Annotated in this window: 16 protein-coding genes and 4 tRNA genes; 13 read left to right on the plus strand and 7 right to left on the minus strand. The window is 66.3% G+C overall.

The annotated features are described in order from the left end of the window. The first annotated feature begins 118 nt into the window (after window positions 1-118). The 12 genes from HMPREF1008_RS02625 to HMPREF1008_RS02680 all read left to right on the plus strand — a co-directional run bounded on the left by HMPREF1008_RS02625 (window position 119) and on the right by HMPREF1008_RS02680 (window position 12,195). Window positions 119-193, plus strand: a tRNA-Gly gene (locus HMPREF1008_RS02625). Window positions 194-242: 49 nt separating this feature from the next. Further along, complete coding sequence (locus HMPREF1008_RS02630) at window positions 243-1,526, plus strand: aminopeptidase (RefSeq protein WP_009278295.1); 1,284 nt, start codon at window positions 243-245, stop codon at window positions 1,524-1,526. Window positions 1,527-1,577: 51 nt separating this feature from the next. Beyond that, window positions 1,578-1,653, plus strand: a tRNA-Lys gene (locus HMPREF1008_RS02635). Between the two features lie 558 nt (window positions 1,654-2,211). Continuing rightward, window positions 2,212-3,525 (plus strand): argininosuccinate synthase, encoded by a 1,314-nt coding sequence (locus tag HMPREF1008_RS02640; RefSeq protein ID WP_009278297.1) that lies wholly within the window; start codon window positions 2,212-2,214, stop codon window positions 3,523-3,525. Between the two features lie 131 nt (window positions 3,526-3,656). Then, window positions 3,657-5,054 carry an argininosuccinate lyase gene (argH, locus tag HMPREF1008_RS02645; RefSeq protein ID WP_009278298.1) on the plus strand — a complete coding sequence of 466 codons (1,398 nt, stop codon included), beginning with the start codon at window positions 3,657-3,659 and terminating at the stop codon, window positions 5,052-5,054. Between the two features lie 127 nt (window positions 5,055-5,181). Next, window positions 5,182-6,528 (plus strand): adenylosuccinate lyase, encoded by a 1,347-nt coding sequence (purB, locus tag HMPREF1008_RS02650; RefSeq protein WP_009278299.1) that lies wholly within the window; start codon window positions 5,182-5,184, stop codon window positions 6,526-6,528. Window positions 6,529-6,592: 64 nt separating this feature from the next. After that, window positions 6,593-7,798: a hypothetical protein gene (locus tag HMPREF1008_RS02655; RefSeq protein ID WP_040656707.1), complete on the plus strand. Its 1,206-nt coding sequence runs from the start codon at window positions 6,593-6,595 to the stop codon at window positions 7,796-7,798. A gap of 114 nt (window positions 7,799-7,912) precedes the next feature. After that, complete coding sequence (locus HMPREF1008_RS02660) at window positions 7,913-8,638, plus strand: response regulator transcription factor (protein ID WP_009278301.1); 726 nt, start codon at window positions 7,913-7,915, stop codon at window positions 8,636-8,638. Between the two features lie 12 nt (window positions 8,639-8,650). Next, a complete protein-coding gene (locus tag HMPREF1008_RS02665) occupies window positions 8,651-10,189 on the plus strand; it encodes a HAMP domain-containing sensor histidine kinase (RefSeq protein ID WP_009278302.1) in 1,539 nt (512 codons plus the stop codon). A 137-nt stretch (window positions 10,190-10,326) separates the two neighbouring features. Further along, complete coding sequence (locus tag HMPREF1008_RS02670; RefSeq protein ID WP_009278303.1) at window positions 10,327-11,223, plus strand: phosphoribosylaminoimidazolesuccinocarboxamide synthase; 897 nt, start codon at window positions 10,327-10,329, stop codon at window positions 11,221-11,223. After that, window positions 11,210-11,878, plus strand: a complete 669-nt coding sequence (locus HMPREF1008_RS02675; RefSeq protein WP_009278304.1) for a hypothetical protein — start codon at window positions 11,210-11,212, stop codon at window positions 11,876-11,878. Before HMPREF1008_RS02670 ends, HMPREF1008_RS02675 begins: the two co-directional genes overlap by 14 nt. 241 nt (window positions 11,879-12,119) lie before the next feature. Next, window positions 12,120-12,195: transfer RNA gene (locus tag HMPREF1008_RS02680), tRNA-Arg, on the plus strand. A 147-nt stretch (window positions 12,196-12,342) separates the two neighbouring features. Here HMPREF1008_RS02680 and pknB read toward each other — a convergent pair. The 6 genes from pknB to HMPREF1008_RS09785 form a co-directional block, all read right to left on the minus strand. Further along, on the minus strand, window positions 12,343-14,322 hold the full coding sequence (pknB, locus tag HMPREF1008_RS02685) for a Stk1 family PASTA domain-containing Ser/Thr kinase (protein ID WP_009278305.1): 1,980 nt from the start codon (window positions 14,320-14,322) through the stop codon (window positions 12,343-12,345). 89 nt (window positions 14,323-14,411) lie between these two features. After that, a complete protein-coding gene (locus HMPREF1008_RS02690; protein ID WP_009278306.1) occupies window positions 14,412-17,264 on the minus strand; it encodes an FtsW/RodA/SpoVE family cell cycle protein in 2,853 nt (950 codons plus the stop codon). Between the two features lies 1 nt (window position 17,265). Next, on the minus strand, window positions 17,266-18,582 hold the full coding sequence (locus tag HMPREF1008_RS02695; RefSeq protein WP_009278307.1) for a Stp1/IreP family PP2C-type Ser/Thr phosphatase: 1,317 nt from the start codon (window positions 18,580-18,582) through the stop codon (window positions 17,266-17,268). Next, entirely contained in the window at window positions 18,579-18,992 is a 414-nt protein-coding gene (locus tag HMPREF1008_RS02700) for an FHA domain-containing protein (protein WP_009278308.1), read from the minus strand. The genes HMPREF1008_RS02695 and HMPREF1008_RS02700 overlap by 4 nt, the downstream gene beginning before the upstream one ends. After that, the gene (locus HMPREF1008_RS02705; protein ID WP_009278309.1) at window positions 18,989-20,071 is read right to left on the minus strand and encodes a DUF3662 and FHA domain-containing protein; all 1,083 of its coding nucleotides are present in this window, start codon (window positions 20,069-20,071) and stop codon (window positions 18,989-18,991) included. Before HMPREF1008_RS02705 ends, HMPREF1008_RS02700 begins: the two co-directional genes overlap by 4 nt. Further along, complete coding sequence (locus HMPREF1008_RS09785) at window positions 20,058-21,851, minus strand: serine/threonine-protein kinase (protein WP_009278310.1); 1,794 nt, start codon at window positions 21,849-21,851, stop codon at window positions 20,058-20,060. The genes HMPREF1008_RS02705 and HMPREF1008_RS09785 overlap by 14 nt, the downstream gene beginning before the upstream one ends. 153 nt (window positions 21,852-22,004) lie before the next feature. On the opposite strand from HMPREF1008_RS09785, the gene HMPREF1008_RS02715 reads away from it, so the two are divergent. Continuing rightward, window positions 22,005-22,091 (plus strand) — tRNA-Leu (locus tag HMPREF1008_RS02715). Window positions 22,092-22,226: 135 nt separating this feature from the next. Here the strand turns inward: HMPREF1008_RS02715 and HMPREF1008_RS02720 are convergent. Beyond that, a complete protein-coding gene (locus HMPREF1008_RS02720) occupies window positions 22,227-22,445 on the minus strand; it encodes a DUF6724 family protein (protein ID WP_009278311.1) in 219 nt (72 codons plus the stop codon). Window positions 22,446-22,462 lie beyond the last annotated feature (17 nt).

A 22,462-nucleotide genomic window follows, 5' to 3' on the forward strand; every position in this document is an offset into this window, starting at 1 on the left:
GCTTGCGCCAGTCTGGCGTCAGCTAGGGACGCGAGCCCTCCGAGCATGGGATTCGCGACAGTTTCGACAAAAGCCTTGGGCACGTCGCAATGGGAGCTGTGATAGAATCCACAAACATGCGGGCATCGCCAAGTGGTAAGGCAATGGCTTCCCAAGCCATCATCCGCGGGTTCGAATCCCGTTGCCCGCTCCATAGACTGTCATCGGGCCCTTCGGGGCCCGATTTCGTGAAAGGGCAATCCATGAGCGTTCCCATGACCGCCGAAGAGTGCCGTGTCGCCATCGGGCATCTTTCTCCCAAGATTGACAACTATGCCGAGCTGCTGGTTCGCAAGGGTGCGGCATTGAGGCGGGGACAGGAGCTCGTGCTGCAGGCGCCCGTGGAGCGGGCGGACTTCGCCCGCCGCGTCGTGAGGAAGGCCTACGAGGCGGGCGCGGGACACGTGACGGTCATCTGGTCTGACGACGTGGTGGGACGCCTGACCTACGAGCACTTGGACAAGGCCTACTTCGAGCACGTCCCCTCGTGGCAGCGTGAGCAGCTCAACTCTCTCGCCGAGGCTGGCGCTGCGTTCCTCTTCCTCGAGGGAAGCGACCCCTCCGCGCTCGACGGGATTGACCCCGCCAAGCCGGCGGCCGCACGAAAGGCGCGCAACACCGAGTGTCTCGCGTTCAGGGAGGGTATGGACTTCGGCCGCAACGTCTGGTGCATCGCGGGGGTTCCCGTCGAGGCCTGGGCCCGCGAGGTCTTCCCCGAGCTCTCGGGCAGCGAGGCGGTCTACAGGCTCTGGCTCGCCATCCTGAGCGTGGCGCGCTCGGACGGCCGCGACCCCCAGAGCGCCTGGGAGACCCACAACGCCACCTTCGAAAAGAACAAGCGCCTGCTCAACGCTGCCGCCTATGACAGCCTGAGGTATCGGTCGTCGAATGGTACGGACCTCGTCGTTGGCATGAACGCCGGCCACCTTTGGGAGGGAGGGGCCGCCCGGACGGTGGATGGGACCGTCTTCTTCCCCAACATCCCCACCGAGGAGGTCTTCACCACCCCCGACCGCAACCGTACGGAGGGAATCGTCCACTCCGCCATGCCGCTCGTGCATGCGGGCCAGGTCATCGACGACTTCTGGATCAGGTTCCGAGACGGCGCGGCGGTCGAGTGGGACGCCCGTCGGGGCAAGGCCGCGCTGGACCAGATCATGGCGGCAGACGAGGGTGCCCATCACCTGGGAGAGGTCGCCCTCATCTCAAAGAACACCCCCATCAGGCAGAGTGGGATCCTCTTCTACGACACGCTCTACGACGAGAACGCGAGCTGCCACCTCGCCCTTGGCGTGGGATTCCCGGAGTGTCTTGATGGCGGGCTCGACATGGGCAAGGACGAGCTCCTGGCCCACGGGGTGAACCAGTCCTCCACCCACGTCGACTTCATGGTGGGCGCCGACGACCTGGACGTCTGGGGAGTCGACACTAACGGAGAGGAGACCCCCATCTTCGTGGGCGGGCAGTGGGCCTGGGAGGCCGAGTAGCGACCCAGGCACGTGGTAGAATCGCACGGACGTCTCATCGCGTGACGCATCGGGCCGTTAGCTCAGTTGGCAGAGCAGGGGACTTTTAATCCCAAGGTCGTGGGTTCGACCCCCACACGGCCCACCACGTACGCTTGCAGGCCAACGGTGACGCTTCCCGTTGGCCTGCTTCTCGTATGCCCATGATGCAACTATTTCCCTATGTAACAGGCTGCTAGCTGCTGATATTCAAATCGTTGACGCAAGAAATTGACGACATCGAGATCCTTGTCCATCTTCACCTGCCCAATTGTTTCGAGCAGGAAACCAAAGGGCCCTCTCGCCTTACGCGCATTTGCATAGAGGCGTAATATCCCTCAACAACAAGTGGAGCAGGAGTCCAGGCGCAGGGAAGGGGGAGAGGTTCGATGGACAACAACACAGGCATCAAGCTCTCTCTCCGACGCCAGGGCCGACGAATCACGCTGCGACGCCAGCGCGAGCTGCTCCCGGTCCGCTGAGGCAAAACTAGAGGCCTCGCACACATAGGACTGTGACACCGCCTGGCAATGCCAGGCTTTTTTGTACGAAAAATACCTGGCACGCAGCGTATTCACCTTTTTGGGAGGGGACGCCCTCCCATCGCGTGCCCACGACCATAGCCAACACCACCAAGCAACGAACGACAAAACAGGGGAGAGCAACCATGCCTGCAACCAAGATTCAAAACGCCACCACCAACGCCGCCACGAAGGAGAAGGTCGTCCTCGCCTATTCCGGCGGTCTGGACACTTCCGTCATGGTCAAGTGGCTCCAGCTCGAGAAGGGGCTTGACGTCGTCGCCATCTGCGGCAACGTGGGCCAGGACGCAGAGGACCTGGCCTGGGTGGAGAAGAAGGCCCTGCGGATGGGAGCCGTCCACTCGGAGGCCCTGGACATGCGCGAGGAGTACGCGAAGGAGGTTCTCACCAAGGCGATCAAGGCAAACGGCCTCTACGAGGACACCTACCCCCTGCTCTCCGCGCTCTCGCGTCCCCTCATCGTGAAGCACCTCGTGGAGATCGCCCACAAGACGGGTGCCTCGTACATCGCCCATGGCTGCACAGGCAAGGGCAACGACCAGGTGCGCTTCGAGACCTGCATCCACGCTCTCGACCCCAGCATCAAGGTCCTGGCACCCGTGCGCGAATGGGACCTCCTCACCCGCGAGCAAGAGATGGAGTGGGCCCAGGAGCACGGCGTGCCCGTGCCCACCACTGCCGCCAAGCCCTACTCCATCGATGACAACCTCTGGGGTCGCGCCATCGAGTGCGGCGTCCTCGAGAACCCCTGGAACGAGCCCCCCGCGGACATCTGGACCATGACGGTGGACCCCATTTCCGCCCCCGACCAGCCGGAAGAGATCGTGGTCGGCTTCGAGAAGGGCGTGCCCTGCTCGCTCAACGGCAAGAAGATGGAGCTCCTGCCCCTGATCGTCCAGCTCAACAAGGTCTGTGGCGCACACGGGTACGGACGCATCGACATGATCGAGGACCGCGTGGTGGGCATCAAGAGCCACGAGTGCTACGAGTGCCCCGCCTCCCTCGCCCTCATCAACATGCACCACGCCCTCGAGACCCTCTGCCTCGATCACGACACCCTGCAGTACAAGCACATGATTGACCAGCAGTGGTCCAAGGTGGTCTACGACGGCCTCTGGTACAGCCAGCTCAAGGAGGCGCTTGACTCCTTCTGCGCCAGCACCCAGGCCTTCGTCACCGGTGAGGTCAAGGCAAAGCTCTACAAGGGCAGCCTCACCGTGACCGGCCGCAAGAGCGCCTACTCCCTCTATGACCTCAGCCTTGCGACCTACGGTGACGGCGACAGCTTCGACCGCAGTGCCTCCAAGGGCTTCATCGACCTGCACAGCCTGCCCAGCAAGACCTGGTCGGGCAAGCAGGGTCCCGCCCACAAGCAGGCGGTTCCCGCGCCTGCGGGCAAGAAGCAGGCGAAGCTGGGCTACGCGGCCCTCTCCGCGTAGGGGAAGTTGTCCGGCAGGAGCTGGGGTTGCGCGCACGCGGGAAGACTCGGCCCGCGTGCGCGCCCTTGCGTCCTCAGGCCCATATAGTGGCGAACGACTGAGCGAACACGAGATGAGAAAGGCGGGTCAGGATGGCCCTTTGGTCTGGAAGGTTCGAACAGGGAGTCGACGAGCTCACCCAGCGCTTCGGCGCCTCGCTCGAGGTCGACAAGAGCATGTGCCGTCAAGACATCGCCGGGTCCATGGCACATGCCCGGATGCTGGCTGACCAGGGCATCATCGGCGCGGATGACGCCGAGAGGATTCAGGAGGGCCTTTCTCGGATTCTCACGCAGATAGACGACGGCGACTTCGAGTGGGACGTGAACGACGAGGACGTCCACATGGCGGTCGAGTCGAAGCTCACGCAGATGGTCGGTCCAGCCGGCGCCCGCCTTCACACCGGACGCTCGCGCAACGACCAGGTGGCGCTTGACCTGCGACTCCTTGCCAAGGACCTCCTTGCTCAGCTCATGAGGGGAAACCTTGCCCTCAGGAGGACCCTGCTCGAAGAGGCGGTGGCGCGGCGGGGCGTGGTGATGCCGGGTTACACCCACCTGCAACATGCGCAACCCGTGTTCCTCTCGCATCACCTGCTTGCCTACTTCTGGATGCTGGGGCGTGACTTCAAGCGCCTCTCCTCCGCCTTCGACGAGGCGGATGCCAACCCCCTGGGAGCCGCCGCCCTGGCGGGGACCACCTATCCCATAGACCGCTTCCAGACGACGGTGTCCCTGGGCCTCGACCATCCCATCCCCAACTCCATGGACGCCGTGAGCGATCGTGACTACCTCCTCGACCTGCTCTATGCCTGCTCCGTCTCGATGATGCACCTCTCGCGTCTCTGCGAGGAGATCGTGCTCTGGTCCACCACGGAGTTCGGCTTCGTCACGCTCTCTGACTCCTACTCGACCGGCTCGTCGATCATGCCCCAGAAGAAGAACCCAGACTTCGCCGAACTCACCCGTGGCAAGACCGGTCGGGTGTACGGTGACCTGGTGGCCCTCCTCACGACCATGAAGTCGCTTCCCCTGGCCTACAACAAGGACCTCCAGGAGTGCAAGGAGGGTCCCCTCGACGCGGCGCATACGCTGCTCGACTGCATGGCGTGCGTGAGGGGGATGGTCTCCACCTGGCGCCTCGACGAGGGCCGCATGGAGGAGGAGTCGGGGAAGGGCTTCACCGCCGCGACCGACGTGGCAGACTACCTCGCCAAGCGAGGGGTGCCCTTCCGCAAGGCCCATGAGGTGGTGGGGGAGCTCGTCCTGTATTGCGAGAGGCACCACAAGGGCCTGGAGGACCTGACGTCCGAGGAGTTCCGCCAGGCCTCCGAGCTCTTCGACTCCGACGTGACGGAGGACCTCGACCCAAGGGGGATAGCCTCGGCCCGTAACAGCTATGGCGGCACAGGTACACAGGCGCTCGCTCGCCAGCTCGAAGAGGCGCGCGCCGCGCTCGAGGCCGACGAGGGCTCGCTGGCGGGGGAGTAGGTCGCAGGCGGCGGGAGACGCCGACGGCGGCCTTCCGGCCAGGGTCCCCTCCTCTGCACGCTTAGTGGACCCCGCCGCGGCGCGCTAGAATTGGGGGACGTCCGCAGCCCAGGAAAGGACACCCCGCATGATCGACCGCTACACCCGCCCCCAGATGGGTCACATCTTCTCGCTCCAGAACAAGTACGCCATCTGGCAGGAGATCGAGGTCCTGGCCTGTGAGGCCCATGCCGAGCTGGGACAGGGCGGCATCACCAAGGAGGAGGCGCGCTGGATTCGCGACCACGCCGCCTTCGACAAGGACGAGGTCGACCAGATCGAGGCCGTGACCAACCACGACGTCATCGCCTTCCTGACCAACATGGGCTCGTACATCGACGCGGAGGTCCCCGAGGGCCAGCCCAAGCCCAGCCGTCACGTGCACTACGGCATGACCAGCTCAGACCTGGGCGACACGGCCCTCTGCTACCAGCTCACCCAGGCCGTCGACATCCTCCTGGACGATTGCGCCAGGTTGGGGGAGATCTGCAAGAGGCGTGCCTTCGAGGAGCGGGACACCCTCTGCGTGGGCCGCACCCATGGCATCCATGCCGAGCCCATGACCTTCGGCATGAAGTTTGGCAGCTGGTCCTGGGAGCTCAAGCGCGACCACGACCGCCTGAAGGACGCCCGCAAGAACGTGGCCTTCGGGGCCATCAGCGGCGCGGTGGGCACCTACTCGTCCATCGACCCACGCGTCGAGGAGTACGTCTGCGAGCACCTGGGCCTCGCGCATGACCCGCTCTCGACCCAGGTCATCAGCAGAGACCACCACGCATACCTCGCCGGCGTCCTTGCCACCTGCGCCGCCACCTGCGAGCGCATAGCGACAGAGATCCGCAACCTCCAGAAGACCGACACCCTCGAGGCCGAGGAGCCCTTCCGCCGTGGCCAGAAGGGCTCGAGCGCCATGCCCCACAAGCGCAATCCCATCACGGTGGAGAAGGTCTGCGGCCTGTCTCGCGTGGTCAAGGCAAACGCGCAGGTGGCCTTTGACAACGTCGCGCTCTGGCACGAGCGCGACATTAGCCACAGCTCCGCGGAGCGCGTCGCCCAGGCGGACAGCTTCATCGCGCTCGACCACATGTTTGGCTGCCTCATCCGCATCGTGGACGGCCTGGTGCTGTACCCGGCGCAGATGATGGCGAACCTCAACCGCACCCGTGGGATGCTCTTCTCGTCCAAGGTCCTGCTCGCCCTGGTGGACACGGGCATGAGCCGCGAGGACGCCTACAAGGTGGTGCAGTCGAACGCCATGGCCACCTGGGGAGAGATCCAGCGCTGCGAGCAGGGCACGAGCTTCCGCGAGAAGCTCGAGGCAGACCCGGCCTGTGCTCTCACGGGCGAGCAGCTCGACGCCATCTTCGACCCACGTAGCTTCCTGACCAGGTCCGACGTGCTCTTTGACCGCTTGGAAGGACTGAGCTTCGAGTAGGCGGGATGGCATGGGATGCGCCCAGCCGACGGTCGACCGATTCCGGAAAGGGGTTCCTTCTCGCATGACGAAGCACAGCATCACCAGGAGGGGCCTCTTTCGCGCCACCGCCGCCGCGACCGTCGCCGCGGCGGGCGTGAGCGTGCTCGCAGGCTGCAAGCACAAGTCCGAGGAGGGGTCGAGCCCGGTGGTGGTGGGCGAGGAGTCTGCCACCAACATCCTCGAGAGCTACCAGGAGGCAGAGCAGCTTCCCATCGCGCAGCAGGGTGGCTGGAGCATCTCCCTGGGCAACGTGCTCCATCCGGGCGAGGGGAGCTGGATCCCCTGCACCACGGCCGGCTCGAGCTCGAACCCCATGGTCAAGGGGGGTGCCTTCTCCATCTCGACGGGACAGGTCAGCGAGGTGGTCCCGAAGCCCCTGGCCGGCGATGCTAGCAACGTGGCCATCTATGACGTGCGCTGCTCCGACTCCGCATATGCCTGGGTCGAGCTCAACCTGCTCACCCACGACTGGACCCTCTATGCTGCCGCCTTTGCGGACGGAGCCCTCTCCGACACACCCTCGACGCTCTGGTCGGCAGGCTCGGACTACGACCCGCCGCGCTTCGCGGTCACGGACTCCAAGGTGCTCTGGCAGGTCATGCCCACCGCGTCGGGCGACAAGAGGTCCGAGCACTCCTTCTGCTACCTCTGGCAGACCGGCGACACGAGCGCACAGGCCGTCGTGGAGTCGCCGGGTCGCTTCGCCACCGAGCCGGCCGTCTCGGACGGGACGGTCACGCTCGTGCCCCGGGTGAACGCTGACCAGGGAACCTTCTATGGCATCACGGCGTACTCGCTCTCCGACAAGCTCTCAACCAAGATTGACCAACTCGTGCTTCCCGCGTCGGTGAGGCCCCTCAATGCCGTCCGCATCGGCGACCGCTTCGCCTTCTCCATCGAGGCGAGCTACTCGTCCGGTGGCCTCCTGGGCAAGATGGGCACTTACATCGGCAGTGGCGAGGGGCCCTTCGTCATGCTCTCGCGCGAGCCGACTGCGGCCGTGACGGGCAAGGGTGACACGTTCGTCATCAAAAGCACCTCCTCCTACTTCGTCGTGGACACCAACGCAAAGACCTACTCGGTGCTTTCGGCATCCAACCGCTGCATCGACTACGGGGAGTATCCTGCCACCCTTGGCACGAGCGACCACTTCGTCACCTTCGCCACGGTCAAGGACGAGAAGACCGGATATCCGTCGGCCGTCGCCGTGAGGTCCTTCGCGCTCTAGTCTCTGGGGCACGGACGCCAGGTGCGCTAAAATAACTCTCGTATAGGCAAATTGTGCACCCATGCCTGATGACGTGGGGAGCTGGGACATCGGCGGGACGTGAGGGGGGCCGGAATGGCTTCGGAAGAGAAGAAGATTCTGCTCGTTGAGGACGAGAAGACCATTCGTGACGCCGTGGCAGCGTACCTCGAGCGCGAGGGCTACATCGTCCGCGGCGTGGGTGACGGGAAGAGCGCCCTCGAGGAGTTCGAGAAGCACAGCTTCGACCTCATCGTGCTCGACCTCATGCTTCCCCAGCTCTCGGGCGAGCGCGTCTGTCGCGCCGTTCGCGAGACGTCGAGCGTCCCCATCATCATGCTCACCGCGAAGGGCGAGGTGGAAGACCGCATCATCGGGCTGGAGCTCGGCGCCGACGACTACCTGATCAAGCCCTTCTCGCCCAGGGAGCTCGTCGCCCGTGTGCGCGCCCTCCTCAGGCGCGCCCACACCGAGGCTGAGCCCCCGCTGGAGGTGCTGGACTTCGGAGACCTGGTCATCGACATCTCGGGCCACAAGGTCATGGTCGAGGGCAACGAGGTCGACCTCACTGCCTCCGAGTTCAAGCTGCTCACCACCCTCGCCCGCTACCCGGGACGCGTCTACACCCGCATGGAGCTTGTCGAGAAGGTGTTGGGCTACGACTTCGAGGGCTACGAGCGCACCATCGACTCGCACGTGAAGAACCTCCGCGCCAAGCTGGGCGACGACCCGCGCAACCCGCGCTGGCTGTACACCGTCCACGGCGTGGGGTACCGTTTCGAGTCAGCCCAGAAGGCGGACGCCGGCGAGGCGAAGAGGTAGGGGACGCAGACCTTGCCTGACATACTCGACAACGAGGAGGCCCGCCGCGAGTACGGCGAGGCCTCCTCACTTGGGTCGGACTCACCCAAGTCCTCCTTCAACACCATGGCGCGGACGTCCGGCTCGCGACCGACCAAGACCTTCACCGCTCGCATGGCCTTCTACTTCGCCCTGACGGCGATCATGACGGCTGCGGTGCTCTCGGTGGTGCTTGCGGTGGTCTGGGAGGGGCAGTTTCGTCGCTACACCCAGCAGAACCTTCAGACCCTCGCCGACCAGCTCGCCGACGGCATAGCCGTACAGTACGACAGCGCGGGCTCATGGACCGACGAGGTGCTGGGCTACGCCCACTTCGCCTCCGTCTCGTCCGCCGGCGTGGCGGTACAGCTCGAGGACTCCGACGGCACCATGCTCTACGACGACTCCTGGACGGTCTCGCATCGCATGTCAGCGACGAGCGGACGGGCGCCCTCGAGCCGGCCCGAGTCCATAGTCTCGGCCGAGGTGCTCAGCTCGTCGGGCAACGTGGTGGGGACGGTCAGGCTCCTTGCCTATGGGTCCACCGCCCTCACGAGCAGCGCCGACTCGACCTTCCGCACCAACTCCTACGGTGCCGTCGCGGCGGCAGCGGCGGTCGCGGTCATCCTTGCCTGCGTCATCGGGTACCTGGCCTCGCGTGCCCTCACCAAGCCCATCAAGGCCATCACCTCGACGGCGGCGCAGATAAGGAGCGGCGACCTCACGGCCCGCACCAACCTGCGCGGTGACGACGAGATAGGACGCCTGGGAGAGACCTTCGACTCCATGGCAACGGAGCTCGAGCACGACATCAAGTTCGAGCACCGCCTGACGAGCGACGTCGCCCACGAGCTCAGGACGCCGCTCATGGCCATGCTCGCCACGGTCGAGGCCATGCAGGACGGCGTCCTGCCCTCAGACGACGAGCACTTCGAGACGGTGGCCGAGGAGGTGCGCCGCCTCTCCCGGCTCGTGGACGCCATGCTCCACCTCTCGCGCATCGAGAATGGCACGCGCGCGCTCAAGCTCGAGCGGACCGACATGGTCTACCTGGTCAAGAGCATGGTCTCGATGCAGCATCAGCTCTTCCATGAGAAGGGCCTCCACCTGCGCTTCGACGACAAGACGGACGCGCACGAGTGCTACGCCCAGGTGGATGCGGACCTCATCCGCGAGGCCGTGACCAACCTCATGTCCAACGCCATGCGCTACACGGGCGAGGGCGGATGGGTCGTCGTGGGCGTCAGGCGCGACCGCGTCAAGGGAGAGGTGCAGGTCTCGGTCCAGGACACGGGAATCGGGATCTCGAAGGAGGACATCCCCAGGGTCTTCTCGCGCTTCTGGCGCTCCGATGCAAGCCGCGAGCGCGTCTCGGGCGGCCTGGGGGTGGGCCTCGCCCTCACCAAGGAGATAGTCGAGAAGCACAACGGCGTCATTGGCGTGGAGTCCGAGCTGGGCAAGGGCACCACCTTCACCCTCCGCCTCCCCCTCGAGCAGCGCAAGACACCCGCTCGCCCGCAACAGGAGAGGTAGGGGAGGGCGCTTCCCCGCCAGTCCGGTTGCCATCGGGTGACTTGTTCCGTTGTTTGCCGAGCTCGGTCAGGCTTCATCTAGAATGGGGAACGTCGTGCCCGGCACGACCACGGTCGTCAACATCGATGGGAGAGACAATGGAAGCCATGGAGCTTCGCCCCGATTCGCACGGCAAGGTCCGCGACATCTACGATTGCGGCGACAGCCTGCTCATGGTCGCCAGCGACCGTGTGAGCGCGTTCGACTACGTCCTTCCGGACGAGATTCCCTTCAAGGGGGAGGTCCTCACCCGCATCTCCGCATTCTGGTTCGAGAGGTTCCAGGACCTCATGCCCAACCACATGCTGAGCATGGACGTCTCGGACTATCCAGAGGAGTTTGCCCCCTACGCAGACTACCTGAGCGGCCGCTCAATGCTGGTGAGGAAGGCCCAGACCATTCCCATCGAGTGCATCGTCCGCGGCTACCTCACGGGTTCCGGCAAGAAGACCTATGACCAGGACGGCACCGTCTGCGGAATCAAGCTTCCCGGCGGCCTGGAGGAGGCATCCAAGCTGCCTGAGCCCATCTTCACCCCCTCGACCAAGGCCGAGCTCGGCGACCACGACGAGAACATCTCGTTCGAGCGCTGCGCCCAGATCGTGGGGGAAGAGGTGGCCGCGCAGCTGCGCGACGCCTCGCTTGGGATATATGAGGCCGCCGCGGACTATGCGGCCACCAGGGGCATCGTCATCGCCGACACCAAGTTCGAGTTTGGCATGGTCGATGGCAGGCTCACCCTGATCGACGAGTGCCTGACCCCCGACTCGAGCCGGTTCTGGCCTGCCCACGGCTACGAACCCGGCCATGTCCAGCCAAGCTATGACAAGCAGTTCGTGCGTGATTGGCTCAAGGCGAACTGGGACATGACCGGGGAACCGCCCCACATCCCCTCCGACGTCATCGAGGGCAGCTCGAGGCGCTATGCCGAGGCATTCAAGATAATCACCGCAAGCGAGTTCAAGCCCATGAAGGAGTCCCATGTCTCTGCGTGACACCATCGAAGCGGCCCGCAAGGAGGCCGAGGAGGCGGGAAGCGTTCCCGCGGCAAGCCCCAAGGCATCCAAGGCCGGTGAGGCAGCCGACGGGGGAGACAGGCCCCGTGCCGGATTTACGAGGCGCTCGGTCACGCGCGCTCGTCCCGCCCGCGAGGCGGCGTCGGGCGTGAGGGTCATCTCGAGCGAGAAGGTGCGCCGCGGCAGCCAATCCGCCTCGGGCAAGGCCGAGAGCGAGATGACGAAGGAGGAGCGCAAGGCGGCGCGCAACGCGCGGCGCGACGAGGAGGACCGCAGGGCCACGTTGTCCCGCGTCCTTCTCAACCAGCGCCCGGAGTTCAGGAAGAGCCAACGCGTCTGGTGGGCGCTCATCGGCTCCGGTCTTGTCATCACCCTGGTCACCTGGGCCATCACCTACTTCTACCCCGAGGCGGCGACCAACCCGTCATCGCCCGCCGGCATAGTCATGCTGGTCGCCATCGTGTTCGCGTACGTGGCGATCATCGCGGCCTTCGTGTACGATTGGCGCAAGGTGAGGCCCCTGCGTCGCGCTGCTGACGCGGAGGTGGCATCCATGAGCAGCAAGAAGGTCATGGCCCTTCTTGAGGCGGACGCCAAGCAGCTCGAGCAGGAGGGGAAGGCCAAGAAGAAATAGGCCTTTCCGACCGTTGGGACATCCCTCCCGCTTGTCGGCACCGCATGCTCTGCAAAGTGCCGACAAGCGGGATATTCTTGTCTCGTATTCCCTCTCGCCCTACGTCTGTCGGCATTCAACCACCGGCAATGCTGGATGATCGGAGTTCGCGGCTCACGAGACTCCGACACACCGCAATTACTGCGAGACGTGAAGCTTTGTGCTGCGCCTGCGGCTAGGTGATGGTAGAATGCCTTTGCACGGCCCCGTAGCTCAGGGGATAGAGCACAGGTTTCCTAAACCTGGTGTCGTTGGTTCGAATCCAATCGGGGTCACCAGAGAACAAGGTCTCGTATCGCACGCACTGCGGTACGAGGCCTCTTCTTGTCTCGTCCGCCTCGTGCCCTTGGTGGTCGGACGGACAAGGGAACCCCCGCACCCAGATGGATGGATGCGGGGGTATTCGCACCGTCCGTCGGCGACGCCTACTTCGTCTCGGTCGAGCTGGAGGTGCCGCTGCTCTTGCCAGAGCTACCACCATCCGCCTCGCCCGCTCCATTCGTGCCAGAGCCGGACCCGGTGGAGACCACGATGGTCACGGTGCTTCCCGCCTTCGCGCTGCCGGTGGGGGACTGGCTGATCACGTTGCCCCGAGGGACGCTCGGGCTCGTGGCGTACGTCGTGTTGACGAGGAAGCCCGCGTTGTCCAGGGCGCTCTGTGCCCCGTCCTCGCTGTAGCCCACCACGCTGGGGATGTTCTTGTCGGCGGGTCCCGTTGAGACCGTTATGGTGATGGTGCCGCCCTTCTCTGCGGTGCCGGTGGGAGACTGGCTAATGACCTCGCCCTCTTCGACGCTGTTGCTCGAGCTGCGCTGGACGCTCACGCCGAAGCCGCTGTTCTGGAGCGTGTTCCTCGCACTCTCTTCGCTGTAGCCCGTGACGTCGGGCACCTCGGCGGTCTCGACGCCCTTCGAGAGCTGGTAGGTTACGGTGTCACCTGCCTTGGCCGTGCTGTTGGCCGCGATGCTCTGCTGCGCGACTTTGCCCACCTCCACCTCGCTGCTATAGACGGAGTCGCCGGCCTGGCCCACGAGGTTCGCCTTGGCAAGGGCCTGCTCCGCCTCCGAGGGCGAGAGGTTCTTGAGATCGGGGACCACGACGTCCGCCGCGGGCTCGGGGCCCTTCGAGATGACGATGCTGATCTGGGTGCCACGCGCCTTCTCGAGACCTGCGTCGGGGCTCTGGTCCATCACCAGTCCAGATGCGACGGTGGAGCTGTAGGACTCCTTGACCGTGCCCCGTTCGAAAACCGAGGCGTCGATGGTTGCAAGAGCCTGCTCCTCGGTCAGGTTGGACAGGTTGGGAACGCTTGCGGTGGCGTTGCGGTTGGTGAGGAGGCTGGCTATCGCGACGATGGCGGCGATGAGCGCCAGGGTGACGAAGACGGTTCCCAAGACGAGCTTGCGCCTGCGGCCGTGTGCCTCGCGTTGTGCCTTCTCTCGCGCCTGCTCTGTCGCGCTTCGGGGCCGGCCGTGCCCGTTGGCCTGGATGCGGGGGATGGACTGGGTGCTGTTGACGGGTTGGAGGGGTGCCATGACTGGTGTGGTCGGAATCGCCGTCGTGGCCGTGGCGCTGCTCACCGCCTGCATCCTGCCAGCGAGGTAGTCGCGCAGGACGTGGTAGAGCTCGTCCGCCGTCTGGAAGCGTGCCTCAGGGTCCTTCTGCATGCACTTGAGGATGATTCCCTCGAGCGCGCTGTCCACGCTGGGGTTGAGCTGGCTGGGCGGCTTGGGCTGCTCGTTGACCTGCTTGAGGGCGACCGATATGGCATCGTCCCCGTCGAAGGGCACCTTGCCCGTGGCCGCCTCGTACATGACGATGCCCAGCGAGTAGATGTCCGTCGTGGGGCCGAGCTCCTTGCCCTGGGTCTGCTCGGGAGAGACGTAGTGGGCTGTGCCCAGCACTGAGTTGTCGGTGGTCAGATGACTGTTCTTGGCACGCGCGATGCCAAAGTCCATCACCTTGATGTTGCCGTCAGGCTGCACCATGATGTTCTGCGGCTTGATGTCGCGGTGGATGATGTCGTGGCGGTGCGCGACGGAGAGCGCCTGCGCAATCTGCGAGCCCACCTGGGCGACCTTCTTGCCGTCCAGGGCGCCATGCCTGCGGATGCCGCTCTTGAGGTCGGTCCCGCGGAGGTATTCCATGACGATGTAGTAGGTGTCGCCGTCGCGCCCCCAGTCATAGACGGAGACGATGTAGGGGCTCTGCAGCGCCGCGGCCGCCTGAGCCTCCTGCTTGAAGCGCGCGGCGAACGACGCGTCACCCGCGTACTGAGGCAGCATGGTCTTGATGGCGACGGTCCTGCCCAGCACCTCGTCCAACCCGCGGTAGACCACGGCCATGCCGCCGGCACCAATCTTGTCCTGGACCGTGTAGCGTCCGCCTAGCACCCTGTCTGACATCATCTCTCCCATCGCATGCGCGGCAGCACCCGCGCCGTCTTACCACGTTCGAGGCAGGCAGCGCCCTCGCCCGCCGTACCCCCAGGCCCCTAGAGGTTCGCCCCCGCCGCCTGGACGCTCAGGCAGGAGGCGAGGACCTTGCCCGCCACCCTCGCAGCCCTGCCCTGCACGTCGTTGTCCTCGGACCCCTCGATGCAGACCGATATGGCCAGGGTTGGCTGGTCATAGGGGGCAAACCCGACGAAGAGCGAGTTGGCCACCGAGGAGCTGACCTCCGCGGTGCCCGTCTTGCCTGCCACCTTGACGCCGCTCACGCGCGCCGCGGTGCCGGTTCCGCCCTCGACCACCTGGAGCATCGCCTCCTTGACCGAGGCCGCCGTCTGGGCGGACACCGCCTGGCCCAGGGCCTTGGGCAGCGTCGTCGAGGAGGTGGTTCCCTCGGGGCTCAGGATGTGGTCCACGAGGTAGGGGTTCATGGCTATGCCGCCGTTGGCGATGGCCGCGGCCATCACGGCGTTCTGCATGACGGTGGTTTGGGGGCCAGCCGGGCTGTCGTGCATGCCCACGGGCTGTCCCACGGCGGCCCAGGCAGTCTCCCACTCGCTCATCTCGGCGGGGTCGGGCATGAGCGAGGCAATGGTTGAGAAGTCCTGGCCGATCTTGCTGCCGTAGCCGAAGGCCTTGGCATAGCTCACGAGGAGCTTCCCGCCGAGCTCCTGGCCCAGCTGGCCGAAGACCGTGTTGGCGGAGAAGGCCAGGGCCTCCTTGAGCGTGAGGGAGTCCCACTCCTCCTGGTCGACGTTGGTGATGTCAGCCCCGCCGATCGAGATGCTCGCGGGAGCCGGGAAGCTCGTGTCGAGCGTCACCTTCTGGGAGTCAAGCGCGGCGGCGAGCGAGAGCACCTTGAAGGTGGACCCGGGGGTGTAGAGGGTCTGCGTCGAGCGGTCCATGAGGGAGCCCCCGCTGCCGTCCGACGTCATGACCTCCTCGATGCTGTCGTAGTCGTAGGAGGGCGCGGAGGCCTTCGCCAGCACGGCCCCCGTCGAGGGGTCGAGGACGACGATGGCGCCCCTCTCGCCCTCGAGCGCCGACTCGGCGGCGCGCTGCATCTGCGAGTTGATGGTGAGGACCACCGACGACCCGGGGTTGGCGATTCCGGCCATGGAGAAGAGCGCGGACTTCCAGCTCGAGTAGTCGGCCCTTCCGGTGAGCGCCTCGTTCATCGACGCCTCGACGCCCGTCGCGCCATAGCGGGTGGAGAGGTAGCCCACGGTGTGCGCGGCGAGCGCGCCAAGGGGATGGCGGCGCACGTAGCTGCCGTCCTCCTGGGGGGCAGATTCGGTGAGGGTCTGTCCGTCGGAGGTGATGATGGCCCCGCGCTGCACCTTGGCGCTCTTGGCGATGGTGTGATTGTTGTTGGGCAGCGACTGGTAGTAGTCGGCCTTCGCGACCTGCACATAGCTCAGGTTCGCCACCAGGGCGACGAACATGAGCGAGAAGGCGGCGAGGAGCCTGACGAGGCGGTTGCCTAGGGCGACGCGGCCCAGCACGCCCGACTCGGGGGTGAGGATGCCGAAGCGTCCGCGCGCATGGGAGCCGTGCACGACCTCAGACGGGGCTTCGACGGACGCGACCTTGCCGGTTCCCGAGGCCTGGACCATGGCCTCGCGACCCGTGCCCTCGTCCCCGGTCTTGAGGAGCAGTGCGACGATCACGAAGCTTGCGAGGAGAGAGCTGCCCCCCTGGCTCATGAAGGGCAGGGTCACGCCCGTGAGGGGGAGCAGCCTGGTCACGCCTCCCACGATGAGGAAGGCCTGGAACACCAGGGCGGCCGTGAGACCCACGGCCGTGAAGGCGGCGACGTCCGACTTGGCGCGGGCCGCGGTGGCGAATCCCCGCACGGCGAGGAGCAGATAGCAGATGAGGACGGCCGAACCGCCCAGGAGACCCATCTCCTCTCCGATGGCGGAGAAGATGAAGTCGGACTCGACCACCGGGATTAGCTTGGGCAGGCCTTTGCCTATGCCGGCGCCGGTGAGCCCTCCGTCGGCGAGGGAGTACAGGGACTGGACGATCTGCAGGCCCGAGTTGCTGGGGTCCTTGAATGGGTCGAGCCAGATCTGCACGCGCGTCTGGACGTGGCTGAAGAGCGCGTAGCAGAGCGCCCCGCCCACGGCCAGGAGGACGAGGAAGGCGAGCACGTAGCTCACGCGTCCCGTGCATACGTAGAGCATGATCACGAAGAAGGTGAAGAAGAGCAGTGCGCTGCCCAGGTCGCGCTCGAAGATGACGATGAGCAAGGAGACGCCCCACATGACGAACATGGGTGCGAGCATACGGGGGTGGGGAAGCGAGAGCGGTCCCACCTTGCGGGTCGACGCGGAGAGGAGCTCGCGGTTCTCGGCCAGGTAGGCGGCCAGGAAGAGGACGACGAGCACCTTGGCGATCTCTCCGGGCTGGAAGGAGAGGCCACCCAGCTGGAGCCAGAGCTTGGAGCCGCCCTTTTCGGTGCCCACGAGCATGGGCAGCAGGAGGAGGGCCACGCCCGCGACCCCCATCGTGTACTTGTACTCCGCGAGCGCGTCCACGCTGGGCACGGCGACGAGGACCGCCACCATGACGGCGACGGAGACGAAGAGCCACATGACCTGTCCGCCCGCGAGGTCGGGGGCGAGCCTTGACACGAAGGTGATGCCCACGCCCGAGAGCAGGAACACTATGGGAAGGATCGCCGGGTCGGCGCCGGGGGCATAGATCCTGATGGCGACATGCGCCACCGCGAAGGCGGCGAAGAGCCCGATGGGCAGCGCGAGGGAACCCAGGGTCACGGCGGCCTGTGCGTTTGCTATGTACATGGCATAGAGGAGCACGACGGGGACGGCCCCGAGGACGAGGAGCAGGAGCTCCGTGTTGCGCCTTGTGTTCGCATGGCGTTCTGCCACGTCACTCACCACCCTTGCCCGACGACCCCGAGCCGCCGCCCTCTTCTGGTGCGGCCTGTATCTCCTGCGGGCTCGAGACCTCGGTGCCGGCCGTGCTGCGGTCGGCGGTGACGGCGGCGGAGCTCTTGTCAGAGTCGATCTGGTCGCGGTAGCCCTCTATGGCCTCGCGGGCCTCCTCCTCGCTGTTGACCAGGATGCCGCCCCTGAGGCGGTCCTGGATCGCGAGGGGGAGGTCGCTGGTCTTGACCGAGGAGGTCTCGGCCAGGCTCGAGAGCGGGATTCCCAGGAAGCTGCCCTCCATGCCGTGGTAGATGCCCACGGTCCCATCGTTGTCGCCCAGGTACCAGGAGCTGCCTACGAGCTCCGCCCCCAGCGCGGCGAGGACCACGACGAGGGCGAGAAGTACGCCGACGATTCCCATGGCGACCCTACGGCGGCGGTGGAAGTGCGCCTCGACCATGCCGTCGTCCGTCACGTCCACGACCACGATGGTCACGTTGTCGTGCCCGCCCGCGGCGAGCGCGGCAGACATCAGGTTGTCGGCCGCCATCTGTGGCAGGGGGGACGAGACCGCGATCGCCTCGATCTCCGAGTCCTCGACCATGGACGAGAGGCCGTCGGAGCAGAGGATGACGCGGTCTCCGGCAGTGACGTCCAGGGTGAAGTGGTCTGCGTACATGTCTGGGTCGGAGCCCAGGGCGCGCGTGATCACGGACCTGGAGGGATGCACCCGTGCCTCGTCGGCGGTTATCTCCCCCGCGTCGACGAGCTCCTCGACGTAGGAATGGTCGTGCGTGAGCCTGACGAGGGTTCCGTGGTGCAGGAGGTAGATGCGCGAGTCGCCCACGTGGGCTATGGCCATCTTTCCGTTCTCCACGAGGACGCAGGATGCCGTGCAGCCCATGCCGGGCTTGCCCAGCCCCTCGGCCGCTCCTTGGATGACGGCGAGGTTGGCCGCCTCCACGGCCGCGCCGAGGAGCACGTCGTCCGCATGGATGGGCAGCTTGGAGCCGATGGTCTCTACGGCTATGGAGCTCGCCACCTCGCCGGCGGCGTGTCCGCCCATGCCGTCGCACACGGCGAAGGCGGGGGGCTGCACCAGGAAGGAGTCCTCATTGTGGGCGCGCACCAGGCCGATGTCCGTGCGCGAACCCCACGAGAGCTTGGTCGTGGACCCGCTCTTGGACTCGCTGCCCTCGCGCGACCCCACCGCGACGGTGTCGTGACCGGGGCTGTTGACGGGCTGGGCCGTCCCGCCCCGGCCATCGCCGCGGAGGATTCGCCCGAGCTCGTCCCTATGTAGGGGAAACGGGCTCATCGGCGGCTCACGCGCATGACGGCGTTGCCAACCTGGATCTCGTCGCCGTCGCGCAGGGTCACGGGCTGGGCTATGGGGTGGCCGTTCACCAGGGTTCCGTTGGTCGAGTTGAGGTCCTCGAGCACGAGAGCCGGCCCCTGTAGGGTGAAGCGGGCATGGGAGGACGAGACGAAGGGCTCGTCGATCACGATGTCGGACGAGGGGGAGCGCCCCACGATGACGGGCCCGAGCATGTCCACGTGAAGGCCGCGCAGGGACCTCTCGCCCTTCTCGACGTCGACCGACCAGATGGCCGAGTCGCGCCTCTGGCCGCGGACGAGGCCTATGCCCGTCTTCATCACGGCGAAGAGGAAGAGGTAGAGGAGGATGACGAGCGCGATGCGCCCGCCAAAGAGGACGAGGTCTATCATGCGCGGCTCTCCCTGAACTCAAGGTTCATGAGGCCCAGGGTGATGAGGTCGCCGTCCCTCAGGATGCAGCTGTCGACGTCGATGTCGTTGACCCTGGTCCCGTTGGTGGACCCAAGGTCGGCGATGCGCCAGTCGTGGCCGTCGTAGCTTAGCTCGGCGTGCCTGCGCGAGACGTTGGGGTCGCGCAGCACGATGCCGCCCTGGGTGCGCTCCCTGCCGATGATGGTGACCGGCGAGCCGCCGGTGTAGGTGCGTCCGCTCTGGTGGTCGATGAGCAGGCAGCTGGGACCCTCCTCCGGAAGCTCGCGGGACGTCTGGGCACGCTGGGGGTTGACGAGGGGGACGCTGCGACGGACGGTCGGGGGGATGTCCATGGCGGGCGATGCGGGTGCCACGTCCTCGGCCGCGACTCCCGCCTCCTGCACGGAGTCGTCCACGAAGTCGGTGGGGAGGACGTTGAGGCCGGCCGAGGCGTCGCCCGCGAGTGGTGCGACGAGGGGGGCGAACTCCTCGGCTGCGGGTGCCTGGATCTCCTCCCAGGAGGGCACCTGGGCCTCGAGCCGCTCGGCGGGCTCGGCATGCGCCGCCTTCCTGGGCTCGGCGGGCCTTGCCTTGCGTGGCGCGGGCTGGGCCGGACGCGCCGCCGCGCCGCCGATGCCGGAGGACCCCTTGACGAAGGCCTCCTCCTCTTCCCTCAGGCGGCCCAGGGTGTGGGAGTCGACGTTCTCTGCGAACACGGCGAAGCGCCCTGCCCTGAGGGAGGGGTCGACCATGAAGCGCGCGAGGGGCCTGCCCACGAAGGCGTAGCCCTTGGCGTCCGCCTGCGCCTCGACGAAGCCGCAGACCTCGTCGGTGAGCTCGCGGTACAGTGGCCTCATGACCGCGTCGTCCGCGGGGGCGACGAGGATGGTGTACAGGGCGGGTGCGGTGTCCACTCCGTCGATCTGGAAGGTCTCCGCCTCCATGGCCCGCGCGGCGCGCTTTGCGAGCTTCTTGAACGAGAACGGGGCGGGCTTTCCCGACGCGCCGGCGCCGAAGGCGTCGCTCACGCGGCTCTCGAAGGTCCTAAGCAGATTCATGGAACTCACCAGCCCCCTTGGGTGCGGGAATAGGGCCATTCAGCCTGACGGCAAGACACAAAATCACACAACAGACTACCGCAACGGCGGTGGCCGACCAGCTCGGGGCCACCCAGGTGCCCCCATTTTCCATCCGCGCGGCGACTGCCCTGACACCGACGGAGCCGCCAAGGGCAAGCAGTTGCGCCAGGTACTGGGCGGTGGGGGCCTCCCTCCAGTGGGCGAGCAGCGAGGCCAGCCCGGCGACCGCGGCGCCGCCGGCCAGGACCAGCCAGGAGCTGGGCCGGAGAGCCAGGTCGAAGAGGGAGCGCGCCACCGCGGGCGCGTCGAAGCCGAGTCGCCACGAGCTCATGAGACAGTGGGCGAAGACCCAGCCCGCAGCCGTGGCGAGTGCGGCGCGGGGTGGTCCGAGGACGGCCGCCGCAAGGGGGAGTCCCGCCAGCGGGCTCTGGGCCAGGGAGGGGAGGAGGAGGGTCAGGCTGCCGAGAGGGTCCCTTCTCCCCTGACGGGCCCACCAGACGAGGAAGGCGAGCGCCAGCGCCATGGGGAGGGCAAGGCCCGTGACCGTGGACTGGTCGAAGAGGCTGGCGCAGAGGCAGAGCGTCGAGAGGAGGCCGCCTAGAGGGGTCCAGGCCGCCGTCAGTCCGGCGCAGGCAAGCGCCAGCCACAGCCTCCACGACGCCTGCGCGAACTCGACCCCGCCCAGGGCCACCCAGGTCGCGGCGAGGGCTGCCAAGGAGCAGCCCGTGCGCGTGACGAGCTGCGGGAGCCAGGGGTAGCGGTACGAGAGGGGCAGCTCCTCGTAGGGCCGCTCCAGGGAGCCCGCCCCGCCCTCGTCCGCATCCTGCTCCATGAGGGCGCGCAGCGACTCGGCGCCCGCCTCGGCGTCTCCCAGCGCGAAGGAGAGCTCGTCCCTGAAGGCCTCGACGGTAGGGACCCTGCCGGCGGCACTGGGGCTCAGCGCCTGGCGCATCACCTCGTCGGCCATTCCGGCGAGGCTGGGGTCGAGCTTGGCGAGGGTGGTCTTGGGGCCCTTCTCGATCTTCTTGAGCGAGAGCTCCGCGCTTGGCGCCGCGAAGGGGCTCTCGCCCGTGAGGGACTGCCAGACCACCACCGCGAGCGAGAAGATGTCGCTGCGCTCGTCGACGAGCCCTCCCTCGATCTGCTCGGGGGGCATGTAGCCCACGGTGCCGCCGCGCGCGTCGCCGAATCCGGTCGCCGAGGCGAGCGTCGCCATGCCAAAGTCGCAGAGCTTTATGGTCCCCGAGCGCTCGATCATTATGTTGGTGGGCTTGATGTCCAGGTGGAGGACGCCGTTCTCGTGCGCGAAGGCCAGGGCGTCCCCGACGGACCTCACCAGGTGGGCACACTCGTCGTTGGTGAGGGTCCCTCCCTCCACCCGCGCGAGGAGCTCGGACAGGGTGAGGCCGTCCACGTACTCCATGACCAGGTAGGCCCAGTGGCGGTCGGCCTCGAAGTCGAACATCGTGACGATGTTGGGGTGGGCCAGCATGCTGGAGGTGCGTGCCTCCGCAAGGGCCTCCATCACCGTGGACGTGCCCGCGGCGCCCGTCCCCTGGGCTACGAGCGGCATGCGCTTGATGGCGACGCGGCGCTGGAGGCGGGTGTCCCAGCAGGTGAGGACCGTGCCAAAGCCACCGACGGTGCCCGGGTGCATGACGCGGTAACGCCCCAGCAGGAGCTGGTCGCGCGTCTGTTGCTCGTATGTCTGGCCGTATGGTGCCGAAGAGGCACCCCTGGCTCCCAGCGTGTCTGCCATGGCTCGGGTCTCGTTTCGATTTAGCTGCTGTGCTCAAGAGCCATCCGTGTCTACCCATTCTAGCGCCCAACGCGCCGCGGCGGCGGTTTTTGCGAAACGAGGGCAGATTTCTGTTGCACGCCATCGGAAGGTGGTAGTAGAATCCATGCCTACGCGGGCGTGGCGGAATTGGCAGACGCGTACGGTTCAGGTCCGTATGAGAGCAATCTCATGAAGGTTCAAGTCCTTTCGCCCGCACCATGATCGCTTGGCCCCGGTTTCGTCCGGGGCTTTTTTGTGCCCGGAGTCGCCGCTCGAATCTCCACCAAAGGACAAGGAGTCGGGGGAGAGGGGCATGCCCCTCTCCCCCGTGGGTCTGCGTCAGGTCGGGCGTGCCTACTTGTTGTCGTCCTCGAAGTCGCTCCAGCCGCTCTCCGAGTCATCCTCGTCGAAGTCGAAGAGGTCCCAGTCGCCCTCGGACTTCTTGTGGTTCTTGTACAGGGCACGAGTGCGTCGCTCGAGCACGAGGGAGATGATCAGGAAGAGGACGATTCCGCCCAGGATGAGGGCCAACACGCCCGGGCGCGTCCCGAAGAGCCAGCTGAAGAAGTCCATGACGTGCCCTTTCCATA

This window comes from Olsenella sp. oral taxon 809 str. F0356 (assembly GCF_000233535.1).
GTDB classification, from domain to species: Bacteria; Actinomycetota; Coriobacteriia; order Coriobacteriales; family Atopobiaceae; genus Olsenella_I; species Olsenella_I phocaeensis.